The following is a 25,868-nucleotide window of genomic DNA, read 5'->3' on the forward strand; positions in this document are numbered from 1 at the left end:
TGCAGCCGGGCGGCTCCCGCCGCCCCGCTCCACGGATCTGCGGCATCCGCTTCTGCGCGCCGCGCTGACCGCACGGCACGGCTATGGGCACGTGGTTCAGGGCGCCCGGCGGCGGAGCGTCGAATCTTCAGGAGAACGGCAGGCGATGGGCGCAAACGCGGGTATCTGGCTGATCAGCGCGCTGAGCGTCGCGGGCGTCATCTTCCGGCCCTTCCGGTGGCCGGAATGGGTCTTCGCGCTGGTGGGCGCGGTTCTTCTGGTCGCCCTGGGCCTGATCGCGCCGCGCGAGGGGCTGGTCGGCGTCCGCTCCGGGCTCGACGTCTACCTGTTCCTGGCCGGCATGATGCTGCTGGCCGAGATCGCGCGCCGCGAGGGCCTGTTCGACACGCTGGCGGCGCTCGCCGCCGGGCGGGCCAACGGCTCGCCCGAGCGCCTCTTCGTCCTGATCTACCTCGTCGCGACGCTGGTGACCGTATTCCTGTCGAACGACGCGACCGCCGTGGTGATGACGCCGGCGGTGGCCGCGGTGGCGCGCGCGGCCCGCGCGTCCGATGCCGTGCCCTATCTTCTCGTCTGCGCCTTTGTCGCGAACGCCGCCTCGTTCGTCCTGCCGATCTCCAATCCCGCCAACCTCGTGGTGTTCGGCGAGCACCTGCCGCACCTCGGCGAATGGCTGGCGCGCTTTCTCCTGCCCTCGGTCCTGTCGATCGTGGCGACCTTCCTGGTGCTGCGTTGGACGCAGCGCGAGGCGCTCCGGGGACAGCTGGGCGAGATCGTCACCGTTCCGCCGCTCAGCCACGGCGGACGCGTCGCCGCGATCGGCCTCGCGGTTGCCGCATTGGTTCTGGTGGTCGCCTCCTGGCTCGGCTTCGAGCTCGGCTGGCCGACGCTGATCGCCGCGCTCGGCACGCTTCTGGTCACCTCGATCGCCGAGCGGCGTGCGCCCTGGGGAGCGCTCGGCGGCGTGTCCTGGGATACGCTGGTGCTGGTGGCGGGCCTGTTCGTGATCGTGCGCGCGCTGGAGCTCAGCGGGTTGCAGGATGCGCTGGCGAACGCGCTGCAGGAACCGCTGAACGCGGCCCCGCGCATCGGCGCGCTCGCGATCGGCTCCGCACTCGCGGTGGGCACCAACCTCACCAACAACCTGCCGCTCGGTCTTCTGGCGGGCGCCTTCGCGCAAGGTGTCGAGCTGCCGCGCCGCGTCGTCGACGCGATCCTGGTAGGCGTCGACATCGGTCCCAACCTGTCGGTCACCGGCTCGCTCGCGACCATCCTCTGGCTGACCGCGCTGCGGCGCGAGGGGATCGAATTCGGCGCCTGGCGCTTCCTGAAGCTCGGCTTCGTGGTGATGCCGCCCGCGCTCGTTCTGGCGCTTCTGGCGGTCGCCTTCCAGCCCTGGTAGGCGATTTCGCTCCGTTCGCCGACGTTTCGACGCAGTTATCCGATTTGTCATGATCGGAGCGACGGATCGGGTGTAGGAGATTGTCGCGCGAACCGTTGTCGCCGTCAGCGACAACGCCGGACATCGGAGGAATTTCTATGGCCCAGAGCTCGCAATCCCGCTTTTCGCTTCCCACGCTCGCCATGCTGGCCATGGGCGGCGCGGCGGCCGTGGTGGTGCTCGCCTCGAACGGCGCGGAGGCCGACGAGGCCATGCGCCGCGTTCCCGCCCCTCCGGCCGAGACCGCCGCAGCCGCGGGACCGCAGACGGCGGTGCTGGCTGGCGGTTGCTTCTGGGGCGTCGAGGGGGTCTTCGAGCACGTGCGCGGCGTGACCCACGTCGAGTCCGGCTATGCCGGCGGCCAGGCGAAGACGGCGACCTACGACGAGGTTTCGGGCGGCCGCACCGGCCACGCCGAGTCCGTTCGCATCACGTACGATCCCTCGCAGATCACCTATGGCGAGATCCTGCAGATCTACTTCTCGGTGGCGCACGACCCGACGCAGCTCGACCGCCAGGGTCCCGACCACGGCACGCAGTACCGCTCGGCGATCTTCGCGCAGACCCCGGCGCAGGCCGCCGAGGCGAAGCGCTACATCCAGCAGCTCGATGGCGCCAAGACCTATGGCAAGCCGCTCGTGACCCGGATCGAGACCGGCGCGTTCTACCCGGCCGAGGAGTACCACCAGGACTTCATGGCCCGGAACCCGGCCTATCCCTACATCGTCGTGAACGACCGCCCGAAGGTCGAGGCGCTGCAGAAGTTCTTCCCCGAGCGCTACCGCACCGAGGTCGCCGCCAAGGCGGGCTGACGGGTCAGGGTATCGCGCGGATGCGGCGCAGCTCGGCCAGAACCGCGCGCGCCGCCTCCTCCGGCGTCGGTCCGACGAGCCGCGTGCCCGCGCCCGTGGCCGCGTCCGCCACGATCGGCGCGCGGCGGCGCAGGGGCCGCTCCTCGACCATCCCCGAGGGATGCATCTCGTCCGGCGCTGCCGGCTCGCGTCGCTCGACGCGGCCGCGGCGCTCCTGCGCGTAGGCATACGGGGCGGGCGCCGGTGCGCCCGCATGCGCGATAGCGATGAGCGGCCGGGCCGACGCGAGAACGCGGCGCGCACCGCGCGGCAGGGCCTCCGTGACCTCCACGCCCGCGCTTGTGCGCGCGACCGCGACGATGCCGGCCGCGATCTCCCAGCCCAGCCGTCCCGCGAGCCGATAGGGAACGAGGCCTGTCTCGTCGCCGCCCACGGAGCGTGGCCCGGCCAGCGCCAGCGAGAACCCGTCCGCCCGCACGGCTTCGGCCAGCGCCGGCACGGGGTCGGTGCCCTCCGGCAGGCGAAGATGCACGAGGTGGTCGAGCCCATGGCCGAGCGCCTGGGTCGGCCCCGCCGGATCGGCACCGGCAAACAGGCCCACGACCTCGCCGCCGAGCGTGCGGGCGAGCGCCAGCGCCTGCAGCTCGCCGCGCGTCGGCACGGGGCGACCCGATACGGGGTGACGGCTCGCCGACAGGAGAAGGGCGATGCGCACGCTCACTCGCCTCGCTGGAGAAGCTTGAGCATCGCCCGCATCACCGGTCCGGCGTCGGCGACGACCGCAAGGCTCGCGCGCTCCACCATCGCGGCGTGAAGGTCGGTGTTGACGGCGACGACGTTGCGACAACCCGCGATGCCCTGCAGGTGCTGCGGCGCGCCGGCGATGCCGAGCGCGAGATAGCAATCGGCCATCAGCACGGTGCCGCTCGCCCCGACCTGGGCCGCACGCGGCATGAGGCCGGCGTCGCACAGCATGCGGCTGGCGCCGGGCGTGGCGCCCAGCGCCTCGGCCAGCGCGCGAAACAGCGCGAGGTCCGCGACCCCGTTGCCGGCGGCGGCCACGAAATCGGCCTCGGCCAGGGGCTGGGCGCCGCGCGCCGCGGCAAGGCGTCGTGTTTCACGCGAAACCGGATCGGCCACCGCGACCTCGACCGCGCGGCCCTCGCGCGGGGCCTCGGGCTTCACGGCGATCCTGTTCTTGGCCAGCGTGACGATCGCGGCGCTTCGCGCGATCTGGTCGATGCCGCGGCCCGGCACGGCGCGCGTGAGCGTGCCCTCGGTCGACACGGCTTCCGCGGCCGCGAAGAAGGCACGATCGGTGCGGGCGGCGAGCCGGCGCGCGAGATCGCCGCCCGCCTCGCTCTCGGGGCAAAGGATGTGCGGCAGGGCGAGTTCGTCCCAGACCGCCAGCACCCGCTCGAAGCGGCTCGCGGGGTGATCCTCGGGCGGGATCACGACGAGGCGGTCCGCGCCGAGCCGCCCGGCATCCGCGACCGGGCGGTCGGCGACTAGGACGACGCCTCCCGACGCGTCGGCCCAGCGCCGCGCGGCGGCCAGGCACTGCCGGTCGTGCGGCGTCAGCTCGTCTTCTCCCGGATCGGCCACCACGAGGATGCGCAGCGCCGCGTCCTCGACCCGGATCGGCTCAGGCTCGCGCGCTGGGGCAAGCACCGGCGCGGCGGCGATGCCTGCGGCGGGTGCGTGGCTGCGGTCGAGGCGCGGGCGACCGGCGGGACCCGGCAGGAGCACGGTGTCGCGGCGCGGGTCGCGGCGAGGGCGCTTGGCCGAAGCACTGGCCCAGTCGAAGCGCAGTCGCCCCGCGCCCCCGGCGAGGCGATGGGCTTCGCGCTCCGCGCGCGGGTCGCGGCGCGGGCGCATCAGGCCGGCACCGCTGCGCGGGACGGCTCGGCGGGCTCGAGCGCCCGCAGGGTGAGCTCGGCGATGTCGAGGACGTCGGGCCGCTCGCCCGCCACGCCCTCCAGCATCACGGCGCATTGCGGGCAGGCGACGGCGACCAGCGCCGCACCGGTCTCGGCGGCCTGCGCCATGCGGATATCGGGGATGCGCCGCTCGCCCGCGACGTCGCTGAGCGGCGCGCCGCCCCCGCCGCCGCAGCACAGGGCGCGGGTGCCCGAGCGCGCCATCTCGCGGCGCTCCAGGCCGAGCCGGTCGAGGAGCCGGCGCGGGGCGTCCACCTCGCCGTTGTAGCGCGCGAGATAGCAGGGGTCGTGGAACGTCACGGCCTCGCCGCCGGCCGGCCGCAACGCGAGACGGCCCGTGGCGGCGAGCTCGTCCAGAAAGGCGGTGTGGTGGACGACCTCGAAGCGGCCGCCGAGCGCGGGATACTCGTTGCGGATCGTGTGGAGCGAGTGCGGGTCGGCGGTGAGGATGCGCATGAACCTGTACCGGTTCAGCGTCTCGATGTTGAGCCGCGCGAGGCGCTGGAACGTCGCCTCGTCGCCGAGCCGGCGCGCGAGGTCGCCGCAGTCGCGCTCCTCCTCGCCCAGCACCGCGAAGTCGACCTTCGCGGCCCGCAGGAGAGCCACCAGCGCGCGCAGGGTGCGGCCCGTGCGCAGGTCGTAGGCGCCGGTTCCCAGCCACAGGAGAAGCTCGGCGCCGCCCCGTTCGCCCATCAGCGGCAGGTCGGGCGCGAAGTCGGTGCGGTTGGCGAGCGGGTTGCCGCCCGGCTCGTCGGCACCGCGCAACTCGGCCAGCGCGGCTTCCGCGTGGATCGGTACGGCGCCGCGCTCCAGCGTCTGGAAACGGCGAAGATCCACGATCGCGTCCACATGCTCGATCATCATCGGACATTCGCTGACGCAGGCGCGGCAGGTCGTGCAGCTCCAGAGCGTGTCGGGATGCACCAGCGCATCCTTGCCGATCACCGGCGCATGAAGGCCGGAGACGCCGGCGACGGCACGCGCATGGGGATAGGGGCTGCCGGCATAGGCCGGGTTGCCGCCGGGCGTCATCGCGGCCGCCAGATCCTGGACGAGGCGCTTGGGGTTCAGCGGCTGACCGGCCGCAAAGGCCGGGCAGGCCGCCTCGCAGCGCCCGCACTGGATGCAGGCGTCGAAGGACAGGAGCGTGTTCCACGTGAAATCGGCGGGCACGTCCGCGCCGAGCCTCTCCGCGTCGAGGTCGAGCGGGCGTAGCGCCGTGTCGCGCCGGTCGTGGCCGAAGCGCGCCGGCCGGGGGTGAGCTGCGAGCCAGGTGGCGCCGGCCACCGCATGGCGCATCGGTCCGGCGCCGACGCTCCAGGCAAGGCCGAGGCCCCCCGCGACGGCGAGCGCGAACCCGGTCCAGCCAAGGACCGGCGACAGGGCGAGCGCCTGCGCGCCAGCCGCGAGCGTGCCGCCCAGCGCAAGGCCGAGCAGCAGAAAGGGCAGGACCTGGAACGCGCCGCCCGACAGGCGCTGCGGCCTGGCGGGATAGCGCCGCGCGCCGACCGCCAGCGTTCCCGCCAGCATCAGAAGAAAGGCGAGCGCGGCAAGGCCGGCAAAGACGCGCGAGGCGCCGAGCGGGGGAAGGAGCGCGAGCGCGGCGAGGGCGCAGGCCGCGATGAGGCCGCCCGCCACGGCTGCGTGCATGCGCGCGGCATAGGGGTCGCGCGCCACAACAGTGTGGACGTCGTGAAGGTAGCGGCCGGGAAGCGCCAGAAGTTCGGCGCGCCAGTCGACCGGAGCGGGTGCGCCCGCGCGCCAGAGCCGGACCCGCGGCCAGAGCCGCAGCGCCGCGACGAGGACCATCAGGAGAACGAGGAGCCCCAGCGCGGCGGTCACGGGCGCGGCCTCACAGGTCCTTGCACAGGCGCAGCGCGTCGTAGATCGCGGCGTGGATGTTGCGCCCCGCCACCGCATCGCCGAGCCGGTAGAGCTGGAAGCCCTCGCCGTCGCCGGGCTGCGGGCGGCCCTCGACCAGCGCCTCCTGGTCGATCTGGCCGTGATTGGCCGAGCGGTCCTTCAGCGCGAAGTAGAGCGCGTCCACGGGTCTGGTGCCGTAGTCCACCACGACTCGGTCGACGACGCGCTCCTCTTCCGCGTCGGTGTAGGTGTTGCGCAGCGCGGCGACGAGGCGGTTTCCCTCGGGATAGACCTCGATCAGCTCCATGTTGGGCGTCATCACGACGCCGAGCTTGTAGAGCTCGCGCAGGTGGATCGGCTGGTTCGTGGTGCCGATCTCCTCGCCCACCATGCGGTCGTGGGTCGCGATCTCGACGAGGCAGCCGCGCTTGGCCATGAGCTCGGCGGTCGAGGCGGCGTTGTGCTGGCCCATGTTGTCGTAGAGGAGCACGGTTCCGGTCGGCTCGACGCGGCCCTCCAGAACGTCCCAGGTGGACACGGCGTGGCGCTCAGTGCCGGTCGCGTGGCCCATGTTCGGCAAGCCCCCTGTCGCCACGATGACGACGTCGGGCGCCTCGGCCTCGACGAGCGCGGCGGTGGCCTCCGTGCCGAGGCGCACGTCGACGCCGAGCTTTGCGACCTGCCCCTCCAGCCAGCGCGGGATGCCGGTCAGCGCCTCGCGCCACGTGCCCTTGGCGGCGATGCGCACCTGTCCGCCGAGCTGGTTCGAGCGCTCGAACAGGACGACGCGGTGGCCGCGCGCGGCCGAGACGCGGGCCGCCTCGAGCCCCGCGACGCCGCCGCCGACCACCACCACGGTCTTGCGGCGCCCGTCGGTCCTGGGAACGACGTGCGGCATGGTCGCCTCGCGCCCCGTCGCCGCGTTCTGGATGCAGAGCGCGTCGCCGCCGACATAGATGCGGTCGATGCAGTAGCCGGCGCCGACGCACTGCCGGATGTCGTCGGCCCGGCCGGCTTCCAGCTTTCGCACGAGGTGCGGGTCGGCGATGTGCGCGCGCGTCATCGCGACCATGTCGACATGGCCCTCGTGGACGGCGCGGGCGGCGGTCGCGAGATCCGTCACGCGCTGGGCGTGGAAGACCGGCACGTCCACCTCGCGCTTCACCGCGCTCGCGATGGGAAGGAACGGCGCGACGGGAAAGCTCATGTTGGGCAGCGACACGGCGTGGGCGATGTGGTCGCGCGCCTGTCCGCCCATCACGTTCAGGAAGTCGACGAGGCCGCGCCGGCTGTATTCGGTGGCGATGCGCGTCAGGTCGTCGGCCGTGAGGCCGTCCGGGATCAGCTCGTCGCCCGACATGCGAATGCCGATCACGAAGTCCTCGCCGGCCGCCTCGCGCATAGCCTCCAGCACCTCGATGCCGAAGCGCATGCGGTTCTCCAGCGAGCCGCCGTAGCCATCCGTGCGCCGGTTCGAGCTCGGGCTCCAGAACTGGTCCACGAGATGGCCGTGGGCGGCCGAGATCTCGCAGCCATCGAGGCCCCCCTCGCGGCACCGGCGCGCGGCCTCTGCAAAGCTGCGCACGATGCGCGCGATGTCCTCGGGCTCCATCTCCTTGGGCGTCGAGCGCGAGGCCGGCTCGCGCTCGACCGACGGGGCGACCACCGGCATCCAGTTGTCGGTGTTGTCCTTGGTGCGCCGGCCCATGTGGGTCAGCTGGATCATCAGCTTGGCGCCGTGCCGGTGGATGCGGTCGGCGAACTCGCGGAAGAACGGCACCACCGCGTCGTCGACCACGGAGACCTGGGCCCAGGGCGTCGCCGGGCTGTCGATCGCGACCGACGAGGAGCCGCCGAACATGGTGAGGCCGATGCCGCCCTTGGCCTTTTCCTCGTGGTAGAGCTGGTAGCGCTCGGCCGGCTTGCCGCCGACGCCGTAGCCCGGCGCATGGCTCGTCGACATGACGCGGTTGCGGATCGTCAGGCCCCGGATGGTGATCGGGCGCAGAAGCGCTTCGGCATGGGCGATCACGAGGCGAGCTCCGGCTGGCGGATGGGGCTGGCGCGCTCGGCGCGCGGCGGGCGGCCGAAGCGGCGGCGATAGGCGGCCGAGAAGTGCGGCGGCGAGGCGAAGCCGCAGGCCACCGCGACCGCCGTGACGGCCAGATCCGACTGGCGCAGCAGCGCGCGCGCGTGGTCGAGCCGCAGGCGCATCGAGAACTCCGCCGGGCCGACGCCGAGATGGTGGCGGAACAGGCGCTCCAGCTGGCGCACCGACAGGCCGACGCGGCTCGCCACCGCCTGCACGGCGAGCGGCTCGCTGAGCGTGCGGCGCATGAGCTGGGCCGCCTCGGACAAGGCAGGATGGCCGCGCGGCGAGGGCGGCACGGCCGGATGCTGCGGCTCGGCACCGCCGCGCAGACGGTCGAGAACGAACTGTTCCGACAGGCGCCGCACGGTCTCGGACCCGAGCCGTGCCTCGATGAAGCGGGCCATCATGTCGAGGGGGGCGGCGCCCCCGGTGCAGGTGAAGCGGTCGCGGTCCACCACGAAGAGGTCGTCCGTGAACTCGACCGCATCGAACTCCTCGCGCACGGCGGCCAGATTCTCCCAGTGCACGGCGCAACGGTAGCCGTCGAGAAGCCCGGCCTCGGCGAGCGCGAAGGCACCCGTGCACAGGCTTCCGAGCGGCGTGCGGGCGCGGGCGAGGCGTCGCAGCGCCTCGACGGTCGCGCGGTCCACCGCATGGCGCACGTCGACGCCGCCGCAGACCAGAAGTGCATCGAAGGGCGCGGCCTCGCGCAGCAAGCGGGTCGGGCCGAGCGCGAGACCGTTGGATGCCGAGACGCCCGCGCCGTCCGCGGTGACGATCTGCCAAGCGTAGGTTTCGCCGGCGAGGTAGTTCGCCATGCGCAGGGCCTCGACCGCGGCCGACAGCGCGATCATCGAGTAGTTCGGCAGCGTCAGGAACGCGAAGCGCGTGACGGCGCCGAGGTCGACCGCTGCGCTCACCGCTCGATCACCACGTCGGACAGGGGCCTGGAGCAGCACAGGAGGATCTGCCCGGCGTCGATCTCGCGCTGGCGGATGCCGCCGCCATGGTGCATGGCGACCTCGCCGCTCGCCTTCTTCGACTTGCAGGTACCGCACAGGCCCTTGGTGCAGGAGGCGGGCAGGCGGATGCCCGCGCGCCGCGCGGCCTCCAGGATCGTCACGTCCTCGGGGCAGTCGACCTGGCGGCGCGTCTTGGCGAACTCGATGCGGAAGGTGCGCGCCTCGGCCTTCAGGTCGGCCTCGGCCTCGACGGCCTCCGTCTTTTCGGTGCCCGTCAGCTCCGCGAAGTCGAAGCTTTCCTCGTGGTGGTGCGCCATCGTGAAGCCGGCGCCCGCCAGCATCTGGCTGACGGCACGCATGAAGGGCGCGGGGCCGCAGACGAAGACCTCGCGCTCGCGCCAATCCGGCGCGATCGACTCCAACATGGGAAGCGTCAGACGGCCGCGGTATCCGCCCCAGCCGACGCCCGGTGCGTCGCCTTCCACCACGAAGGCCGCGCGGAACGCGCGGTCGCGGCGCGCCATGAGGTCGAGCTCGTCGCGGAACACGATGTCGAGCGGCGTGCGGGCGGCGTGGACGAAGACCGTGTCGCGCGTCTCGGCCCTGTCGAAGCCCGTGCGCGCCATGGACATCATGGGCGTGACGCCGCTGCCGCCCGACACGAGGAGATAGCGCGCACGGGGGGAGGGGTGGCGCGCCCAGGAGAACTCGCCCATCGGCCCGCTCGCCTTGACCACGGTGCCCGGGCGCATCGTGTCGTGCAGCCAGTTCGAGACGGGGCCGCCGGGCACGCGCTTGACGGTGATCGACACGGTGTCGGGGCGCGAGGGGGCCGACGCGATCGTATAGCAGCGGTAGACCGGCTCGCCCGCGACCGGAAACTCGAAGGTCAGGAACTGGCCGGGCTCGAAGCGGAACGCGCCGCCCGAGCGCGCCGCGAAGACGAAGGTGCGCACGTCGTGCGTTTCCTCGCGTACGGCGCGGCAGACGAGGTGCTCGTCCTCCTCCGGGTTCCAGAGGGCGGGACCGTTGCGGGGGGCGAGCGCATCCATGGCGCAGATCCTTAAAGCGGCCCGCCGGCCGGATCGAAGTGCTCGCGCATACGCTGGACGTACCAGTTGCAGAACTTGTCGACGAGCATCTCGGTATGGGGCGAGTAGGGGCCGGGCTGATAGGCGCTGGTGCGCGCGCCGGCCTGGCAGAAGCCGACGAGCTCGGAGTCCTGCGCGTTGGTCGCCATCCAGACGTCGATGAGGTTCTGGAGATCGTAGTCGACCCCTTCCACCGCATCCTTGTGGACCAGCCACTTGGTGCGCAGGAGCGAGCGCTCGGCGTCGAGCGGGATCACCGAGAAGCAGACCGCGTGGTCGCCCATGAAGTGGTGCCAGGAGTTGGGCTGGGTCCAGAAATGGAGGCCGCCCATCTTGGAGGACGGGAAGCGGCCCATCGGAATCCGGCTGGCGGCCTTGGTGTCCATCGTGTGGGACTCGCCGTCACCGTCGAGCGGCAGGCGCTCGGTGCGGTAGCCCGTCACCATGTCGTCGAGATGCTCCAGCATGCGGCTCGGGATGCCGGCGCGCTCCCATTCGCCGTGGCTATCGGTGACGAGGCAGCCGTATCGGGCGGCCTGCTCGCGCTCGGCCTCGTCGAGCTCTTCCGGCGCGAAGCCGAAGCCGTAGGCGAAGAGCGGCACGGTGAGCTCGGGATGGTTCGCGCCGCAGTGGTAGCACTCGCGGTTGTTCTCCATCGTGAGCTTCCAGTTGCCGGGCTCGATGAGGTCGTGCGTGTAGGCGATCTTCGCGTTTCGGATGTCGTGCGGCGCGATGTAGGGGCCCATGGCGGCGGCCATGTCGTCGAAGTCGGCCGGCGGCTCGTCGGCGAGGCACACAAAGAGCAGCCCCTCCAGCGAGCGCAGATGGACGGATTTCAGGCCGTGGCACTTCGGGTCGAAGTCGGCGCCCATGTGCTCAGCGTGGATCAGGTCGCCGTCGAGATTGTATGTCCAGGAATGGTAGCGGCAGACGAGGTTGCCGACCGTGCCCTTGTCCTCGTGGACGAGGCGGGCGCCGCGGTGGCGGCACACGTTGTGGAAGGCGCGGACCTTCATGTCGTCGTCGCGCACGATCAGGATGGCATTGCGCCCGATGTCGAGCGTCATCACGTCGCCGGGCTCGGGCACGTCCGGCTCGACGCCGACGAAGATCCAGGTGCGCTCGAAGACCGCCTCCATGTCGGCGGCGAAGATCGCGGGGTCCGTATAGAACGGCGCTTCCAGCGAGTAGCCCGGCCGACGGCGGCGCAGGAGCGAGGCGAGCGGCGTCTGCGTGCGGTCGAGCATGGCATCACACCTCAAGAAGGCGGGCGGCGATAGCGGGCAGTCTGGAGCGTTTCCACCTCGCCCACATCCATGGAGGCGACAGGAAATGTCATTTTTGCGACACGAGCCTCACGCCGCCAACGAACGCGCCTCCTCGCGTAGGAGGCCGAGCGCATAAGGGGCGAAGGAGCGCCAGACGTCGACCAGGAAGCGGTCCGGCGCCTCGCGCCACAGCACGATCTCGGTCTTGCCGAGAACCGTGCGCGTGACGGCGCCCGGCGGAAAGGCGGCGAGGCCGAGGTCTAGCGGGCAGAATGCGTTGAGCGCGAGCGCGGCGTCCGCGCCCTCGACGCGCAAGGTGACGGAGCGGTGGGAGACGTCGACGAGGCTGTGCGGCGTGTCGCCGATCGCCTCCGCCGCGCGAGCGGCGAGCACCTTCGCCGCCTCGGCGCGCGAGACGAGGAGCCACTCGTCGGGCCCGAGCCAGAGGGCCGAGGCGTCGGCCCCGTCCGCCGCGCGGCAGGCCTCGCGCGGAAGCGCAAGGCCGAGCGCCGCGCCAAGCCGGTCGACCGCCGCCTCGTCGCGCAGGCGCAAGGACAGGCGCAAGGCGATCGGCTCGGCCGCCACCTGCAGGCGTGGCGTCCGGAGGGGCGCAGCGTCGAGCGCGTCGAGGGGGGAGGCCGGTTCAAGCATGGAGGCGCTCGTTCTCACGGTCGTAGAAGACGGGATCGACGATGGTGGCGGGCACGCGGCCCGACGGCATGGGCACGTCGACGGTCTCGCCGATGCGGCCCCGCCCGCCCTCCACCAGTGCCAGCGCGATGGTGCGGCCCACGGCCTGCGAGCGATAGGAGGAGGTGACGTGGCCGAGCGCGTGGTCCGGCACGAAGGCCTGGACGTCCTCGTCGTGCGGCACGACCTGCGCGCCCTCTTCCAGAAGATGCGCGGGGTCGCGGGTCAGAAGGCCGACCATCTGCTTGCGGTTCGCGGCCTGCAGCGCGGGCCTTGCCAGCGAGCGCATGCCCACGAAGTCGTGCTTCTTCTTGGCGACCGCCCAGGCGAGGCCGACATCGTCGGGCACGGCCGTGCCGTCGGTCTCCTGGCCGATGATGATGTAGCCCTTCTCGGCGCGCAGGACGTGCATGGTCTCGGTGCCGTAGGGCGTGATGTCGAAGGGCCGGCCGGCCTCGACGATCTGCTCCCAGACCTGCCGGCCGTAGCCCGCCGGCACGTTGACCTCGAAGCCGAGCTCGCCCGTGAACGACACGCGCCACAGGCGCGTCGGCACGCCGCCGGCAATCGTCCCGGCGCGCCAGGTCATGTGCGGCATGGCGCTCGCCGAAAGGTCGATGCCCTCGACCAGGGGCTCGAGGACGGCCCGCGCGTTCGGCCCCTGCACGGCGATGGTCGCCCATTCCTCGGTGACCGAGGTCAGCCACACGTCGAGATGGGGCCACTCGGTCTGGAGATAGTCCTCCATGTGATGGAGGACGCGCGGCGCGCCGCCCGTGGTGGTAGTGAGCTGGAAGCGGTCCTCGGATATGCGCGCCACGACGCCGTCGTCCATCACGAAGCCGTCCTCGCGCAGGAGGACGCCGTAGCGAAGGCTGCCCACAGCGAGTTTCCGGAACGGGTTGGTGTAGAGCCGGTCGATGAACTCGGCCGCGTCCGGTCCCACGACCTCGATCTTGCCGAGCGTCGAGGCGTCGAAGAGGCCGACGCTTGCGCGCACGGCCCGGCACTCGCGCGCGACCGCCGCGTGCATGTCCTCGCCCCCGCACGGGAAGTAGTGCGCGCGCTTCCAGAGCGACACGTCCTCGAAGGCCGCGCCGTTTTCAGCCGCCCAGTCGTGGATCGGCGTACGGCGCACGGGATCGAAGAGCTCGCCCCTGGCCGTGCCCGCGAACAGGCCGAACGAGGTCGGCGTGTAGGGCGGGCGGAAGGTCGTGAGGCCGATCGCGGGCTCGGGCCGCTTCAGCTCCTTCGAGACCACGGCCAGCGTGTTGATGTTGGACAGGCGTCCCTGATCGGTCGCCATGCCGCTCGTCGTGTAGCGCTTGACGTGCTCGATCGAGCGGAAGCCCTCCTGCGTGGCGAGGCGCACGTCCTTGGCGGTCACGTCGTTCTGGAAGTCGACGAAGCTCTTCACCTCGCGCGGATCGTGCGGATGGGGGCACTCGCCCCGGAAGCCGTCATGGCCCGTGTCGCGCGCGTCCACGTGCCAGGGCAGGGCGGCCTCGGTGGCGTTCGCGCCCGCCGCCCAGCCGTCGCGAAGGCAACCGGCGAGGTCGAAGACGCCGCGGCAGGCGCCGGCCGAGCGCTCGGCCTCCACGGACTCCGCCGGCACGTAGGCCTTCAGCCCCTCGTCCCAGCGCATCTTGCCGCGCGACTGCGAGAAGAGCGAGATGGTGGGCGTCCAGCCGCCCGACATCAGGAGCGCATCGCACGCGAAGTCCTCGCCGCTCCAGTCGCCGCGCCGCGTGAGCGTGGCCGACGAGACGCGCAGCCGCCCCGCGGTGCCGGTGACGGCGGTGTCGGTGAGGATGCGGATGCCGGCTTGCCGCGCGGCCTCGACGAACGGACCGTCCGGCGACTCGCGAAGGTCCGCGATCGCCGCGATCTCGACGCCCAGCGCATGAAGGTCGAGCGCGGCGCGATAGGCGCTGTCGCCGGCGGTCGCGACCACCACGCGCCGCCCGACCAGCGCGCCGTAGCGTCGCGCGAAGACGCGGGCGCTTTCGGCCAGCAGGATGCCGGGCCGGTCGTTGCCGGGAAACACGAGCGGGCGCTCGATCGAGCCGGTGGCGAACACGACGCGGCCAGCACGCACCTGCCACATGCGCTCGCGCGGCAGGTCGGGCGAGGCGTCGGGACGGTGGTCGGCGAGACGCTCGGCCAGGCCCAGCATGTTGTGCGGGTAGAAGCCGAAGGCGGTGGTGCGGGGAAGCAGCGTGACGTTCGGCCGGCGCGAAAGCTCGGCCAGGCTCCGCTCGGCCCATTCGACGGGCGGCTGCCCGTCGATCGTACCGTCGCTCTCGTGCAGGAGCGAGCCACCCATCTCGGCCTGCTCGTCGCACAGGATGACGCGGGTTCCGGCGTCCTCGGACGCGGCGAGGGCGGCCGCCAGGCCCGCCGGGCCCGCGCCCACCACCAGCACCTCGCAATGGCTGAAGCGCTGCGCGTAGCGGTCGGCATCGGGCGCAGTCGGCGCGCGGCCAAGGCCTGCGGCGCGGCGGATCATCGGCTCGTAGACGCGCTCCCAGGCTTTCGGAGGCCACATGAAGGTCTTGTAGTAGAAGCCCGCCGACAGGAAGCGGCCGAGCGCGCCGTTCACCGCGCCGACATCGTGCTCCAGCGAGGGCCAGCGGTTCTGGCTCTCGGACACGAGCCCTTCCGTGATCTCGACCTGCGTGGCGCGCAGGTTCGGCGTGTAGCGGCTTTCCCGGTCGCCGACGCCCACCAGCGCGTTGGGCTCCTCGGAGCCGGCCGACACGAAGCCGCGCGGGCGGTGGTACTTGAACGATCGCCCGACGAGGTGGACGCCGTTGGCGATCAGGGCCGAGGCGAGCGTGTCGCCCCGAAAGCCGCCGTAGCTGCGGCCGTCGAAGCGGAAGCGGACGGGACGATTGCGGTCGATCCGTCCCGTGGACGCGTGGCGAAAGTCGCTCATCGCACGCTCTCCCCGGACCAGGTGCCGTGGTTGTCGCCGCTCAAGGCCGGCGCGTTCTCCTCCGCCCCGTCGTCCGGACGCGGCTCGCCGACCTTGTAGGTCGCCTGGAAGAAGTCGGTGCGCGTGTCGCGCAGCGCGTTGAAGAAGCGCGCGCAGCCGTGGACGTGGCGCCAGCGCTCGGCATGGAGGCCGCGCGGGTTGGCGCGCGTGTAGAGGAAGTCGCCCCAGCTATCCGCCGGCTCGGCGGACGGCGTTTCGGCGCGCACGACATGGGCCTGGCCGGCGTAGCGGAACTCGAGTTCGGGGCGGGGGCCGCAATAGGGGCAGTGGATGAGGAGCATGGCGGGTTTCCTCAGTGCGCGACGGCGGCGGCGGCCGCCTCGTCGATCAGGACGCCGTCGCGGAAGCGCTCGATCGTGAAGGGCGCGTTGATCGGGTGCGGCTCGCCGGTCGCGACCGTGTGGGCGAAGACGTGGCCCGAGCCCGGCGTCGCCTTGAAGCCGCCCGTGCCCCAGCCGCAGTTCACGAAGAGACCGGGCACCGGCGTCTTGCCGATGATCGGCGAGCGGTCCGGGGTCACGTCCACGATGCCGCCCCAGGAGCGCAGCATGCGCATGCGCCGGAACTGCGGGAAGAGCTCGCAGATGGCGTCCAGCGTGTGGTTGGCGATGTGAAGGCCGCCGCGCTGGGTGTAGCTCGTGTAGGCGTCGGTGCCCGCCCCGATCACGAGTTCGCCCTTGTCGCTCTGCGAGATGTAGGCGTGGATCGTGTTCGACATGACGACGCACGGGAAGACCGGCTTCACCGGCTCCGAGACGAGCGCCTGGAGCGGGTAGCTTTCCAGCGGCAGGCGCACGTCGGCCATGGACATGACCACGGAGGTCGCGCCCGCCGCCACCACGCCGATGCGCGGCGCGTCGATCGACCCGCGCGTCGTCTCGACGCCGACGACCTGCCCGTTGCCGCCGCGCCGGATCGCGGTGACCTCGCAGTTCTGGACGATGTCGACGCCCATCGCGGAGGCCGCGCGCGCGTAGCCCCAGGCGACCGCGTCGTGGCGCGCCGTGCCGCCGCGCCGCTGCAGCGCGCCGCCGAGCACGGGATAGCGCATGGTGGACGCGTCGATGTTGAGCGGCGGGCAGTAGGCCTTGCACTCCTCGGCCGTGAGCCACTCGTTGTCGACGCCCGCCAGGCGGTTGGCGTGGACGTGGCGCTTGAAGACCTGGATGTCGTGGACGTTGTGAGCGAGCATCATGACGCCGCGCGGGGAGTACATGACGTTGTAGTTGAGGTCCTGGGAGAGGCCCTCCCACAGCTTCACGGCGTGCTCGTAGAGCCGGGCCGACTCCTCGAACAGGTAGTTCGAGCGGATGATCGTGGTGTTGCGGCCCGTGTTGCCGCCGCCGATCCAGCCCTTCTCGAGGACCGCGACGTTGCGGATGCCATGCTCCTTGGCGAGGTAGTAGGCGGTGGCGAGCCCGTGCCCGCCGCCGCCCACGATCAGGGCGTCGTAGCTCTTCTTGGGCGCGGCGTCGCGCCATTGCTCCTGCCAGTCCCGGTTGGACCCGAGGGCCTTGCGCACGACGGCATAGGCGGAGAAGCGCTGCATGGGAGCGATGTCCTTGGCGTCAACGATCACCGGCGAATTTCGCACCGCACCGCGCGCGGCGGCCAGTACGAAACGGCGATGGTTCGGTATGGAGGCGACATGAGGCGGAGGATCGCGACATGGCGCGGTTCACAGGATGCGGAGCGCGCGGGGCGAGCCCGAGGCGTCGAGGAGGGCAGCGAGATGCTCCCCCGCCGCGCGGTCGCGCAGGGCGAGCGCGAAGGCGTGGGGCGCTGCGCGGCCATCCGCGAGAAGTCCCACCAGCGCGCGGGAGATCGCGGCCTCGTCCCGCGGACCGGGCCGGGCGGGGGCGGCGAGGTGCAGCCCCTGCGCGGGGAAGGGCAGGAGTCGTTCGCCCGCCCGCTCGCCGAGCGAGGCGAGGGCGCGCGGCGACAGGCAGCTGAGACCCATCTGCGCGGGAGCTGCGCCTTCGGCGACGAGCACGAGACCGGCGGGCCGGGGCGCCCCGAGACGCAGCCACAGCTGATCGGCGGTGAGCGGCTCGGGCAGGACGAACAGCGGCGGCCGCGCATCTGCCCGCGCTGCGTGGCCGGGCAGAGCGAGACCGGCCGCAAGAGCCGCGCCGCCGGCAAGCACGTCGCGCCGGGTGGGTCCGCCGCTCACGAGGCGCCGTCCTCGACGCGGATGCGCGCACGCAGGAGCCCGGCGGGATCGGCGGAAGGGCCGACCAGAAGCTCGTACTCGCCCCGCTCGACGCTTCGCACGAGATCCGGGCCGGGAAAGGCGAGCGCCGAGACGGGCAGGGGGATCGTGCAGCGCGTCCGTTGGCCGGGTGCGAGCGAGACGCGCGCAAAGCCCTGCAGCTCGAAGCGGGCGCGCGCGACGCGGGCGACGGGCTTGCGCGAGAACAGGAACACGGTCTCCTCGGCCGTGTGCGTGCCCTCGTTGCGCAGGTCGAGCGAGACGAGCACCGTCTCGCCCTCGCGCGCGGCGGCGGGCTCGGCCCGAAGGTTTTCGCGCACGACCCGGCCGTAGGACAGGCCGTGGCCGAACGGGAACTGGGGGTCGGGCGAAAGATCGATGTACTTGCTGGTGTAGTGCTGGTCGGAAGGCGGGCGGCCGCCGGGGCGCTCGCCGAAGAAGATCGGCACCTGACCCACCGCGCGCGGCCAGGTGATGGGGAGGCGTCCCGAGGGGGAGACGCGTCCCGTGAGCACGTCGGCAAGCCCCGAGCCCGCCTCCGTGCCGCCGAACCAGATGGCAAGAACCGCGCCCGCCCGGTCGAACAGCCAGGGCACCGCGAGCGGCCGGCCGGCGGCAAGAAGCGCGACCGTCGGGCGGCCGAGCGCCAGCACGGCGCGCGCGAAGTTGGTCTGGTCGCCCGGCAGGTCGAGGCCGGTGCGGCTCGCCGCCTCGCCGGTCATGGCGCGCGACTCGCCGAGCGCGAGAATCACGAGGTCGGCGCCGCGCGCCAAGGCCAGCGCCGGCTCGAACCCGTCCGGCTCGGACTGGTCGATGCCGACGCCGCGCGCATAGACGACCTCGCAGTCGGGCCGCGCCGCGCGCAAGGCTCGCAGGATGGTAACGCTCTCCTCGGCCTCGCCCGCGCCCGACCAGCTTCCCATCATGTCGGTTGGCGCCTCGGCGAGCGGCCCGAGCACCGCGATGCGCATCGCGCGGTCGCCGAGCGGCAGGATCGCGGGATCGCGCTGCGACAGGAGGACGACCGAGCGCGCAGCGGCGCTTCGGGCGAGCGCGCGGTGGCTTGAGACCTGCGGTCCCGCCCCCCGATCGCCGCGCGCGAGCGCCCGCCAGGGATCGCGGAAGAGGCCGAGCCGCTCCTTGAGGGCGAGCACGCGCCGCACGCTCCGGTCGATGTCGTCGACGGTGACGAGGCCGCGGCGCAGCGCCTCGGGCAGGCCGGTCTCGTAGGCGCCGCCGCTCATCATGTCGATGTCGACGCCGGCCCGCAGCGCGAGGCTGGCGGCCTCGGCGAGATCGGCCGCGACGCCGTGCGGGATCAGCTCGGCCACCGCGTTGTAGTCGCTCACCACCACGCCGCGAAAGCCCATCTCCCCGCGCAGCCAGCCATCCAGCAGCGCGCCGTTCGCCGTCATCGGCACGCCCGAGAGGTCGGAGAAGGCCGGCATGATGCAGGCGCAATCCTCCTCCAGCGCCGCCTCGAAGGGAGGCAGGTAGGTTTCGCGCAGCGTGCGCTCCGAGACGTCGGTGGAAGCGTAGTCGCGCCCCGCCGAGGCCGCGCCATAGGCGACAAGATGTTTGGCGGTGGCGGCCAGGCGGTCGGGATCGTCTAGGTTCGAGCCCTGAAAGCCGCGCACCTTGGCGCGGGCGTAGAGCGCGACGACGAGCGGGTCCTCGCCGGCGCCTTCCGCCACGCGCCCCCAGCGCGGGTCGCGCGCGATGTCGAGCATGGGCGCGAAGGTCAGAGCGACGCCGTCGGCCGCCGCCTCGCGCGCGGCCACGCGCGCCGTCTCCTCCCAGAGTGCGGGATCGAACGAGGCGGCCTCGCCGAGCGGGATCGGAAACACGGTGCGGTGGCCGTGCACGACGTCGAAGCCGAGGAGCAGCGGGATCTTGAGGCGCGACTCCTCCAGCGCGACGCGCTGGATCTCGCGCACCGCGCCCGGCCCGAAGACGTTGAGAAGGCTGCCGGCGCGGCCCTCGCGCACCGACTGCGAGACGTCGCCGCCGACCACCGGTCCGGTCACCGAGAAGCCGGCGGCGAGCATGGTGAGCTGGCCGATCTTCTCGCTCAGCGTCATCTGCGCCAGAAGCGCCTCGATGGCGGGCGATGGCGTGTCGGACATGGGTCGGGCGCGCTCCGTCTCGTCGTGCGGAGCCGCCTTCTCGCGAAGAAATGTGGCGACCGCCAGTCCTCTCTGGGATTAGCGGCCCCTGCCTTCAAGCCGCGACAGGCGTTCCGGCGGTGCGGCGCTGAGGTTCGATCCGCTCGCCACCCTCGCGCCCGAAGAGGTGGAGCTGCGCGGCGGGCAGGAGCACGGCGATGCCCTCGCCCGCCCGCACCTCGGCGGCGTCGTGCGGGATGGCGACCGCGAACATCGTGCCGGCGAGGTCGGCGTAGACGATGCGCTGAGCGCCGAGCTCCTCCACCACGTCCACCGTGGCGCGCAGCGCGCCCGGCGTGCCGGGACGCGCGAGGACCGCCTGCTCGGGACGGATGCCGAGGGTGACCGCCCGCGCGCCGACGCCGGCGCGGGTGCCGGGGGCGAGCTCGACGCGCTGCCCGTCGGCAAGGCGGAAGCTGTCGCCACCCTCCAGCTCGCCGTCCAGGAGGTTCATCGGCGGCGTGCCGATGAAGCCCGCGACGAAGCGCGTGGCGGGCCGGTTGTAGACCTGCGCCGGCGACCCGACCTGCTCTATGCGACCCGCGCGCATGACGACGAGCTTGTCGGCCATGGTCATGGCCTCGACCTGGTCGTGCGTCACGAAGACCGAGGTCGTGCCGAGCCGGCGATGGAGGCGGCGGATCTCGGCGCGCATGCCCACGCGCAGGATCGCGTCGAGATTGGAGAGCGGCTCGTCGAACAGGAAGATGCGGGGCTCGCGGATCATGGCGCGGGCCATGGCGACGCGCTGGCGCTGGCCGCCCGACAGGGCCGCGGGCTTGCGCTGGAGCATCTCGGCAAGGCCCACGGTCGCGGCCACCGCTTCGACGCGCCGCTGGCGCTCGGGCTTGGGCACGCCCGCGACCTTCAGCGCGTAGCCGATGTTCTGCCCGACCGTCATGTGCGGGTAGAGCGCGTAGTTCTGAAACACCATGGCGCAGCCGCGCTCGCGCGGCTCGAGCCGGTTCACCACGCGGTCGCCGATGGCGATCTCGCCCGACGTGATGTCCTCCAGTCCCGCGATCATGCGCAGGAGCGTCGACTTCCCGCAGCCCGACGGCCCGAGGATCACGACGAACTCGCGCTCCTCGATCTCGAGGTCGACGCCGTGGACGACCGGCGACTGGGCGTAGGACTTGGCGACGCGGCGGATCGAGATGGCGGACATCGTGTGTCTCCTACTTGTCGGTGGCGGCGAGGCCGCGCACGAACCAGCGCTGCATGAGGGCGATCACCAGGAGCGGCGGCAGCATCACGAGGAGGCAGCCGGCCATGGCGACGTTCCAGTCGGGCATGCCGTCCTCAGACGGGATCAGCGCCTTGAGCTGGGTGGTGGCGGTGCCGAACGAGGCGTCGGTGGTGACGAGAAGGGGCCAGAGATACTGGTTCCAGGCCCAGACGAACATGATGGTGGCGAGCGCGGCCATGGTGGGTTTCGACAGGGGAAGCAGAATGTCGAAGAAGAAGCGCACGGGCCCCGAGCCGTCCATCTTGGCGGCTTCCGCCAGCTCGTCCGGCAGGGTCAGGAAGAACTGGCGGTAGAGGAACGTGCCGGTGGCGGTGGCGACCAGCGGCAGCGCCAGCCCGGTGTAGGAGTTGAGAAGGCCCCAGTTGAGCTGAAGGCGGATGCCGGTCGCCCAGTTTATCGCCTGCGTCAGGCCGGTCACGTCGAGGATCGCCTGGAAGGGCTGCAGCGCGTTGGCGGCCACCGCGTAGGTCGGCACAATGCGCACCTCGAGCGGCAGCATGAGCGTGACGAACACGGCCCAGAACAGGAGCATGCGGCCGGGAAAGCGGAAGTAGACGATCGCAAACGCCGCCATGGCCGAGAAGACGACCTTGCCCAGCGCCACCGCGGAGGCGAACACGAAGCTGTTGAAGATCTTCGAGCCGAGGTCGGCGCGCGTCCAGGCTTCCGTGATGTTGGCGAGGAAGTGCGAGCCGGGCGCGAGCGGCATCGGCACGCGGTTCACCGTGACGATGTCGTGCGAGGCGGCGATCACGACGATCGCGAAGGGCAGGACGGCGGCCAGGAGGCCGACGAGGAGCACGGCCTGGCACGCGAGGTTGAAGAGCGGGCGGTTCTCGACCACAGGCGGCTCCTACTTGTAGTGGACGCGCCGCTCGATGAAGCGGAACTGGACGATGGTCAGGACGACGACGAGCAGCATCAGGACGATGCTCTGGGCGGCGGCGCCGGAGTAGTCGAGGCCGCGGAAGCCGTCGAAGTAGAGCTTGTAGACCATGAGCTCGGTGGAGCGGGCCGGCCCGCCGCCGGTCATGATGTCGACGATGCCGAAGGAGTCCTGGAAGCTCTCGGTGATGTTGATCACGAGCAGGAAGAAGAAGGTCGGCATGAGGAGCGGCACCTTCATGTCGACCATGCGCCGCATGGGGCCGGCGCCGTCCATGGCGGCGGCCTCGGTGAGGTTGTTCGGGATCGACTGGAGGGCGGCGAGAAAGAAGATGAAGTTGTAGGCGATGTACTTCCACGAGAAGGCGAGGATCACCGCGATCATCGCGTCGCGCCCGCTGAAGGCGGGGTTCCAGATGCCGGGCCAGATGTCGTTCAGCGCCGATAGGAGGCCGGCCTGGGGCGCCATGATGAAGCTGAAGGCGAGACCCACGGCCGGCGCCGCGATGGCGTAGGGCCAGACGAGAACCGAGCGGTAGAAGCGGCTGCCGGCCAGCTCGCGGTCGACAAGAAGCGCCAGCACCAGGGAGACGAACATGGTGAGGGCGGTGGAGGCGAGCGCGAAGACGAGGCTGCGGATCACCGCGTTCCAGTAGACCGCGTCCGCGAACAGGTGCCGGAAGTTCTGGAAGCCGACGAACTGGTTGCCGCCGCCCCACGGGCGCTCCAGCGTGAAGGCCCAGAACAGCGCCTGGCCGGCGGGCCAGTAGAAGAACACGAAGATCAAGAGGAGCACGGGCGCGGCGTAGAGAAGGCCGACCGTGGTGGAGGAGAAGGTGGCGCGCTTTTCCATGGAGATCCGCCCGTAGGTCCCGATGCAGTGCGCCCCGGACGGGCGTAGCCGTCCGGGGCGCGAGGCGAGAGGTCGTGCGAGGCGGCTTACGGGAGCTGCTTGCCCTCGTAGGTCTGCTCGAAGCGACGCAGGATCGCGTTGGAGCGCGTGGCCGCATCGTCGAGCGCCGTCTGGACGTCGGCGTTCTGGATGAAGATCGCCTGGAGGCCGTTCGCGATCTCGTTGCGGATCTGCAGAAGGCCGCCCAGGCGGTTGCCGCGCGTCACGCCGGTCGGCGGCGTGACCGTCAGGCTCTGGATGGCGATCTCGCGGCCGGCATAGGGCGCCTTATCGTAGAAGCCCTGGTTCTTCAGGTACTCGAAGCCCGACTGGCGGACCGGAATGTAGCCGGTGACGGTCGACCAGGTCAGCGCCTCTTCCGGCTTGGCGATGAAGTTCAGGAAGGCGGCGGCCGCCTTGTACTCAGGCTCCGACTTGCCGGCGAGGACCCAGAGCGAGGCGCCGCCCACCAGCGAGTTCTTCCGTTCGGTGCCCTCGTAGACGGGCAGCATGGCCACGCCCCAGTTCATGCCTTCCTTGGCGGTGCGGCCGATCGCGCCGTGGTCGCCGACCGAGGTCAGGATAGTCTGGCAGTCGCCGGCGGCGAACGCGTCGACAAAGGTCTGCCCGGTCTCCTTGGACTTGATGACCGCCGCGCCCGCGTCGTACCAGCTCTTCAGGTCGCGGACGAACTGGACCCACTTGCCCCGGTTGAAAACCATCTCGGCGCCGAGGCCGTCATAGCCGTTGTTGAGCGTCGCGTTGGGCTCGCCGTGAACGGCCAGGAACTGCTCCTCGTACTGCCACACCTCGTTGGAGGAGATGTTGAAGCCGAGCGGACAGCTGTAGCCGGCGGCCTTCAGCGCCTTGAAGTCGGCCGCCGCCTCCTCCCAGGTCGCGGGAGCCTCGGTCTTGCCGATCTTGGCGTAGGCGTCCTTGTTCCAGTAGAGGAGCGCGGTCGAGGAGTTGAACGGGAAGGAGTACATCTCGCCGGCGGAGGTGGCGAAGTAGCTGCGGATGCCGCCGAAGTAGTCGTTCCAGTCGATCGTGTAGCCGTTGTCCTTCATCAGCTTCTCGGCCGGATAGAAGGCGCCCGACAGCATGATGTCGAGCGTGCCGACATCGGAGACCTGGGCGATGGTGGGCTGCTGGCCGGCGCGGAACGCGGCGATCGTGTTCTGCAGCGAGGCGTCGTAGGAGCCCTGGCTGGTGCAGACGATCTGGTAGTCGGTCTGGCTGGCGTTGAAGCGGTCGCACTGCTCGCCGACGCGCTTGGCGATGTCGCCCGTGTTGCCGAACCACATGTCGATCTTCACGGGCGCAGCGGCGGCCGTGCCCGCGCCAACCAAGAGCGCGATCGCGCTCGCGGCACCCCAAATCTTCGTCAGCATCGCGGATGGACCCCGGTCTCGAATGATCGTGCGACCCCGGTCGGGGTGCCGAGGGCGCCAATAGAAGTCCGGGCGTCGGATGTACAATGAACATTCCATGACGCTTCTTGCTTGCATCGCGATCGTTTCTAGAAGTCGATCGGCTCGAAGGTCAGTTTTCATTCGGCGGTTGCGTCATGCCGTTGTCATGAATGGTATGTTAGGCGCGGCGATCATCTTGAGATCGGCGCGACCGGCGCCCGTCATCGGCGGCTGCCTGTTCGGCCCGCGCACGCGAAGGTTCCTTTCCATGTCCCTAGTCGCCGCCCGACCGGCCGCCGACCTCACGCCGCTGGAGCGTGCGCTTTCGCCCGGCAACCGCGACGTCCTCATCATCGCCCATCGCGGCGACTGGGCCCGGGCACCGGAGAACTCGCTCGAAGCCGTGCGCGGCGCGATCGAGCTGGGGTTCGACATGGTGGAGATCGACGTGCGCCTCGCCCGCGACGGCGTGCCGGTGGTGATCCACGACAAGACGCTGGAGCGCACAACGGAAGGCGCGGGGCCCGTCTCGGACCGCACGTCCACGGAGCTTTGCGCGCTGCGCCTGCGCGAGGGCGAGGGCGGTCCGGGCACCGCCTTGACCAACGAGCGGCTGCCGACCCTGGCCGCTCTTCTGGAAGAGGCGCGCGGCCGCATCCTCGTCAACCTCGATACCAAAAGGCCGTCCGAGCTCAGGCGAATCGCCCCGCTCGTCGCCGACATGGGGATGGCGGGCGAGGTGGTGGTGAAGTGCGAGGTGAAGCCGGAGGAGGCCGCCCGGCTTCCCGCCGACCACCCCGCCCACGGCCCGCTGCCGTTCATGCCGATCCTGGACGTGGCCGCCGGGCATATGGAGGGCGGCGTCGAGGCGCTTGCGCAACTCTCGCCGCTCATGATCGAGTGTCATCCGGAAGCGGCGGCGATTCTGGCGGACGGCCGCGAGGCACTGGCCTCGTCCGGCATCAGACTCTGGGTGAACACGATCGACTGCTCCCACATTCCCGACTTCAACGACAGCCGTGCGCTCGCGGACCCGCAAGCCGTCTGGGGACGGCTCGTGGACTGGGGCGCGGGCGCGATCCAGACCGACCGGGGCGCCGAGCTCGCCCGGTTCCTTCGCGAGATCGGACGCCGCGCATGACCGCCTCACCCGAGATGACGCATCGCCGCGAGGTCGCGCGGCGCGTGGTGGACGAGGCGGCGGCGGAAGCGCTGGCCCTGTTCCGGCGACGCGGCGAGCTGATCGTCGACGCCAAGGGCCCGCAGGACTTCGTGTCCACCGCCGACCGGCAGATCGAACTCATGGTGCGCGAGCGCCTAGCCGAGCTCTGCCCGGGCGAGACCGTGGTGGGCGAGGAGGAGGGCGGCGAGATCGCGAGCCGCTACTGGATCGTCGATCCGATCGACGGCACCTCGAACTTCCTGGCCGGCTCGCCGCTCTGGGGCGTGTCGCTCGGCTTCGTGGTGGACGACCGGCCGGTGGCCGGCGCGATCCGGGCGCCGGTGCTGGGCGAGGGACTGGCGGCTGCGGAGGGCGCGGGCGTCCTCCTGAACGGCGAGCCGTTCCGGCGCCCGGTGCCGCCCGCCGATCTCCAGCTCATGTCGATGGGCGAGAGCCTCGGCGAGGACCTGGAGGCATCGCTGGCGATCCAGCGGCGGCTGCGCGAACGGCGCTGGATCGCTGAAAGCTTCCACTCGACCTCGATCGGCCTCCTGTTCTCGGCGCTCGGCCGGATCGAGGGCCATATCCAGCCCGTCACCACGATGTGGGACATCGCAGGGGGAGCGGCGGTCTGCCGCGAGGCGGGCCTCCATGTCGAGATCGAGCGTCATGCGGACGGCGCTTACGCCATCCGCGCCGGAACGCCCGCGCTTCTCGCCGCGCTCGGGTAGACC

Annotated in this window: 21 protein-coding genes; 4 read left to right on the forward strand and 17 right to left on the reverse strand. The window is 71.5% G+C overall.

Annotated features, from left to right (window positions below):
* Positions 1-145: 145 nt before the first annotated feature.
* Positions 146-1,402: an arsenic transporter gene (locus BLQ76_RS03410; RefSeq protein WP_090668788.1), complete on the forward strand. Its 1,257-nt coding sequence runs from the start codon at positions 146-148 to the stop codon at positions 1,400-1,402.
* Positions 1,403-1,539: 137 nt separating this feature from the next.
* A complete protein-coding gene (gene msrA, locus BLQ76_RS03415) occupies positions 1,540-2,253 on the forward strand; it encodes a peptide-methionine (S)-S-oxide reductase MsrA (RefSeq protein WP_090668791.1) in 714 nt (237 codons plus the stop codon).
* A 4-nt stretch (positions 2,254-2,257) separates the two neighbouring features.
* Here the strand turns inward: msrA and BLQ76_RS03420 are convergent, their stop codons facing one another.
* The 17 genes from BLQ76_RS03420 to BLQ76_RS03500 all read right to left on the reverse strand — a co-directional run bounded on the left by BLQ76_RS03420 (position 2,258) and on the right by BLQ76_RS03500 (position 23,951).
* Positions 2,258-2,968, reverse strand: a complete 711-nt coding sequence (locus BLQ76_RS03420; protein WP_090668794.1) for an adenine nucleotide alpha hydrolase family protein — start codon at positions 2,966-2,968, stop codon at positions 2,258-2,260.
* Positions 2,969-2,970: 2 nt separating this feature from the next.
* Positions 2,971-4,131 carry an electron transfer flavoprotein subunit alpha/FixB family protein gene (locus BLQ76_RS03425; protein ID WP_244519453.1) on the reverse strand — a complete coding sequence of 387 codons (1,161 nt, stop codon included), beginning with the start codon at positions 4,129-4,131 and terminating at the stop codon, positions 2,971-2,973.
* The gene (locus BLQ76_RS03430) at positions 4,131-6,035 is read right to left on the reverse strand and encodes a DUF3483 domain-containing protein (RefSeq protein WP_280140045.1); all 1,905 of its coding nucleotides are present in this window, start codon (positions 6,033-6,035) and stop codon (positions 4,131-4,133) included. Before BLQ76_RS03430 ends, BLQ76_RS03425 begins: the two co-directional genes overlap by 1 nt.
* A gap of 10 nt (positions 6,036-6,045) precedes the next feature.
* A complete protein-coding gene (locus BLQ76_RS03435) occupies positions 6,046-8,088 on the reverse strand; it encodes an NADH:flavin oxidoreductase (protein WP_090668800.1) in 2,043 nt (680 codons plus the stop codon).
* Entirely contained in the window at positions 8,085-9,068 is a 984-nt protein-coding gene (locus tag BLQ76_RS03440; RefSeq protein ID WP_244519454.1) for a GlxA family transcriptional regulator, read from the reverse strand. Before BLQ76_RS03440 ends, BLQ76_RS03435 begins: the two co-directional genes overlap by 4 nt.
* Positions 9,065-10,162: an FAD-binding oxidoreductase gene (locus BLQ76_RS03445; RefSeq protein WP_090668802.1), complete on the reverse strand. Its 1,098-nt coding sequence runs from the start codon at positions 10,160-10,162 to the stop codon at positions 9,065-9,067. The genes BLQ76_RS03440 and BLQ76_RS03445 overlap by 4 nt, the downstream gene beginning before the upstream one ends.
* Positions 10,163-10,173: 11 nt before the next feature.
* Positions 10,174-11,448 carry an aromatic ring-hydroxylating oxygenase subunit alpha gene (locus tag BLQ76_RS03450; protein ID WP_090668805.1) on the reverse strand — a complete coding sequence of 425 codons (1,275 nt, stop codon included), beginning with the start codon at positions 11,446-11,448 and terminating at the stop codon, positions 10,174-10,176.
* 108 nt (positions 11,449-11,556) lie between these two features.
* On the reverse strand, positions 11,557-12,120 hold the full coding sequence (locus BLQ76_RS03455) for a sarcosine oxidase subunit gamma (RefSeq protein WP_090668808.1): 564 nt from the start codon (positions 12,118-12,120) through the stop codon (positions 11,557-11,559).
* Entirely contained in the window at positions 12,113-15,097 is a 2,985-nt protein-coding gene (locus BLQ76_RS03460) for a sarcosine oxidase subunit alpha family protein (protein ID WP_090668811.1), read from the reverse strand. Before BLQ76_RS03460 ends, BLQ76_RS03455 begins: the two co-directional genes overlap by 8 nt.
* Positions 15,094-15,438, reverse strand: coding sequence for a sarcosine oxidase subunit delta (locus BLQ76_RS03465; protein ID WP_090668814.1), 345 nt, complete (start codon positions 15,436-15,438; stop codon positions 15,094-15,096). The genes BLQ76_RS03460 and BLQ76_RS03465 overlap by 4 nt, the downstream gene beginning before the upstream one ends.
* A gap of 11 nt (positions 15,439-15,449) precedes the next feature.
* Complete coding sequence (locus BLQ76_RS03470; RefSeq protein WP_090669599.1) at positions 15,450-16,706, reverse strand: sarcosine oxidase subunit beta family protein; 1,257 nt, start codon at positions 16,704-16,706, stop codon at positions 15,450-15,452.
* 129 nt (positions 16,707-16,835) lie between these two features.
* On the reverse strand, positions 16,836-17,330 hold the full coding sequence (locus tag BLQ76_RS03475) for a hypothetical protein (protein WP_090668817.1): 495 nt from the start codon (positions 17,328-17,330) through the stop codon (positions 16,836-16,838).
* Positions 17,327-19,495, reverse strand: coding sequence for a glycoside hydrolase family 3 N-terminal domain-containing protein (locus BLQ76_RS03480; protein WP_090668820.1), 2,169 nt, complete (start codon positions 19,493-19,495; stop codon positions 17,327-17,329). Before BLQ76_RS03480 ends, BLQ76_RS03475 begins: the two co-directional genes overlap by 4 nt.
* A gap of 94 nt (positions 19,496-19,589) precedes the next feature.
* Entirely contained in the window at positions 19,590-20,702 is a 1,113-nt protein-coding gene (locus tag BLQ76_RS03485) for an ABC transporter ATP-binding protein (protein ID WP_090668823.1), read from the reverse strand.
* 10 nt (positions 20,703-20,712) lie between these two features.
* The gene (locus tag BLQ76_RS03490) at positions 20,713-21,627 is read right to left on the reverse strand and encodes an ABC transporter permease subunit (RefSeq protein ID WP_090668826.1); all 915 of its coding nucleotides are present in this window, start codon (positions 21,625-21,627) and stop codon (positions 20,713-20,715) included.
* Positions 21,628-21,636: 9 nt separating this feature from the next.
* Positions 21,637-22,521: a carbohydrate ABC transporter permease gene (locus BLQ76_RS03495; protein WP_090668828.1), complete on the reverse strand. Its 885-nt coding sequence runs from the start codon at positions 22,519-22,521 to the stop codon at positions 21,637-21,639.
* 86 nt (positions 22,522-22,607) lie between these two features.
* Positions 22,608-23,951, reverse strand: a complete 1,344-nt coding sequence (locus BLQ76_RS03500; protein ID WP_090668831.1) for an extracellular solute-binding protein — start codon at positions 23,949-23,951, stop codon at positions 22,608-22,610.
* Between the two features lie 289 nt (positions 23,952-24,240).
* Here BLQ76_RS03500 and BLQ76_RS03505 point away from each other — a divergent pair, with 289 nt between their 5' ends.
* Complete coding sequence (locus BLQ76_RS03505; protein WP_170842449.1) at positions 24,241-25,113, forward strand: glycerophosphodiester phosphodiesterase family protein; 873 nt, start codon at positions 24,241-24,243, stop codon at positions 25,111-25,113.
* The gene (locus tag BLQ76_RS03510; protein ID WP_090668837.1) at positions 25,110-25,865 is read left to right on the forward strand and encodes an inositol monophosphatase family protein; all 756 of its coding nucleotides are present in this window, start codon (positions 25,110-25,112) and stop codon (positions 25,863-25,865) included. The genes BLQ76_RS03505 and BLQ76_RS03510 overlap by 4 nt, the downstream gene beginning before the upstream one ends.
* Positions 25,866-25,868 lie beyond the last annotated feature (3 nt).

Origin of the sequence: Aureimonas jatrophae (assembly GCF_900104035.1) — a bacterium.
In the GTDB taxonomy this organism is placed as follows: domain Bacteria; phylum Pseudomonadota; class Alphaproteobacteria; order Rhizobiales; family Rhizobiaceae; genus Aureimonas; species Aureimonas jatrophae.

Excerpts from the sequence above, each read along its gene's own strand:
- BLQ76_RS03410 (WP_090668788.1), top strand. The coding sequence starts at position 146 with ATGGGCGCAAACGCGGGTATCTGGCTGATCAGCGCGCTGAGCGTCGCG.
- msrA (WP_090668791.1), top strand. The coding sequence starts at position 1,540 with ATGGCCCAGAGCTCGCAATCCCGCTTTTCGCTTCCCACGCTCGCCATG.
- BLQ76_RS03425 (WP_244519453.1), bottom strand. The coding sequence starts at position 4,131 with ATGCGCCCGCGCCGCGACCCGCGCGCGGAGCGCGAAGCCCATCGCCTC.
- BLQ76_RS03445 (WP_090668802.1), bottom strand. The coding sequence starts at position 10,162 with ATGGATGCGCTCGCCCCCCGCAACGGTCCCGCCCTCTGGAACCCGGAG.
- BLQ76_RS03450 (WP_090668805.1), bottom strand. The coding sequence starts at position 11,448 with ATGCTCGACCGCACGCAGACGCCGCTCGCCTCGCTCCTGCGCCGCCGT.
- BLQ76_RS03455 (WP_090668808.1), bottom strand. The coding sequence starts at position 12,120 with ATGCTTGAACCGGCCTCCCCCCTCGACGCGCTCGACGCTGCGCCCCTC.
- BLQ76_RS03460 (WP_090668811.1), bottom strand. The coding sequence starts at position 15,097 with ATGAGCGACTTTCGCCACGCGTCCACGGGACGGATCGACCGCAATCGT.
- BLQ76_RS03465 (WP_090668814.1), bottom strand. The coding sequence starts at position 15,438 with ATGCTCCTCATCCACTGCCCCTATTGCGGCCCCCGCCCCGAACTCGAG.
- BLQ76_RS03470 (WP_090669599.1), bottom strand. The coding sequence starts at position 16,706 with ATGCAGCGCTTCTCCGCCTATGCCGTCGTGCGCAAGGCCCTCGGGTCC.
- BLQ76_RS03480 (WP_090668820.1), bottom strand. The coding sequence starts at position 19,495 with ATGTCCGACACGCCATCGCCCGCCATCGAGGCGCTTCTGGCGCAGATG.
- BLQ76_RS03485 (WP_090668823.1), bottom strand. The coding sequence starts at position 20,702 with ATGTCCGCCATCTCGATCCGCCGCGTCGCCAAGTCCTACGCCCAGTCG.
- BLQ76_RS03495 (WP_090668828.1), bottom strand. The coding sequence starts at position 22,521 with ATGGAAAAGCGCGCCACCTTCTCCTCCACCACGGTCGGCCTTCTCTAC.
- BLQ76_RS03500 (WP_090668831.1), bottom strand. The coding sequence starts at position 23,951 with ATGCTGACGAAGATTTGGGGTGCCGCGAGCGCGATCGCGCTCTTGGTT.
- BLQ76_RS03505 (WP_170842449.1), top strand. The coding sequence starts at position 24,241 with ATGTCCCTAGTCGCCGCCCGACCGGCCGCCGACCTCACGCCGCTGGAG.
- BLQ76_RS03510 (WP_090668837.1), top strand. The coding sequence starts at position 25,110 with ATGACCGCCTCACCCGAGATGACGCATCGCCGCGAGGTCGCGCGGCGC.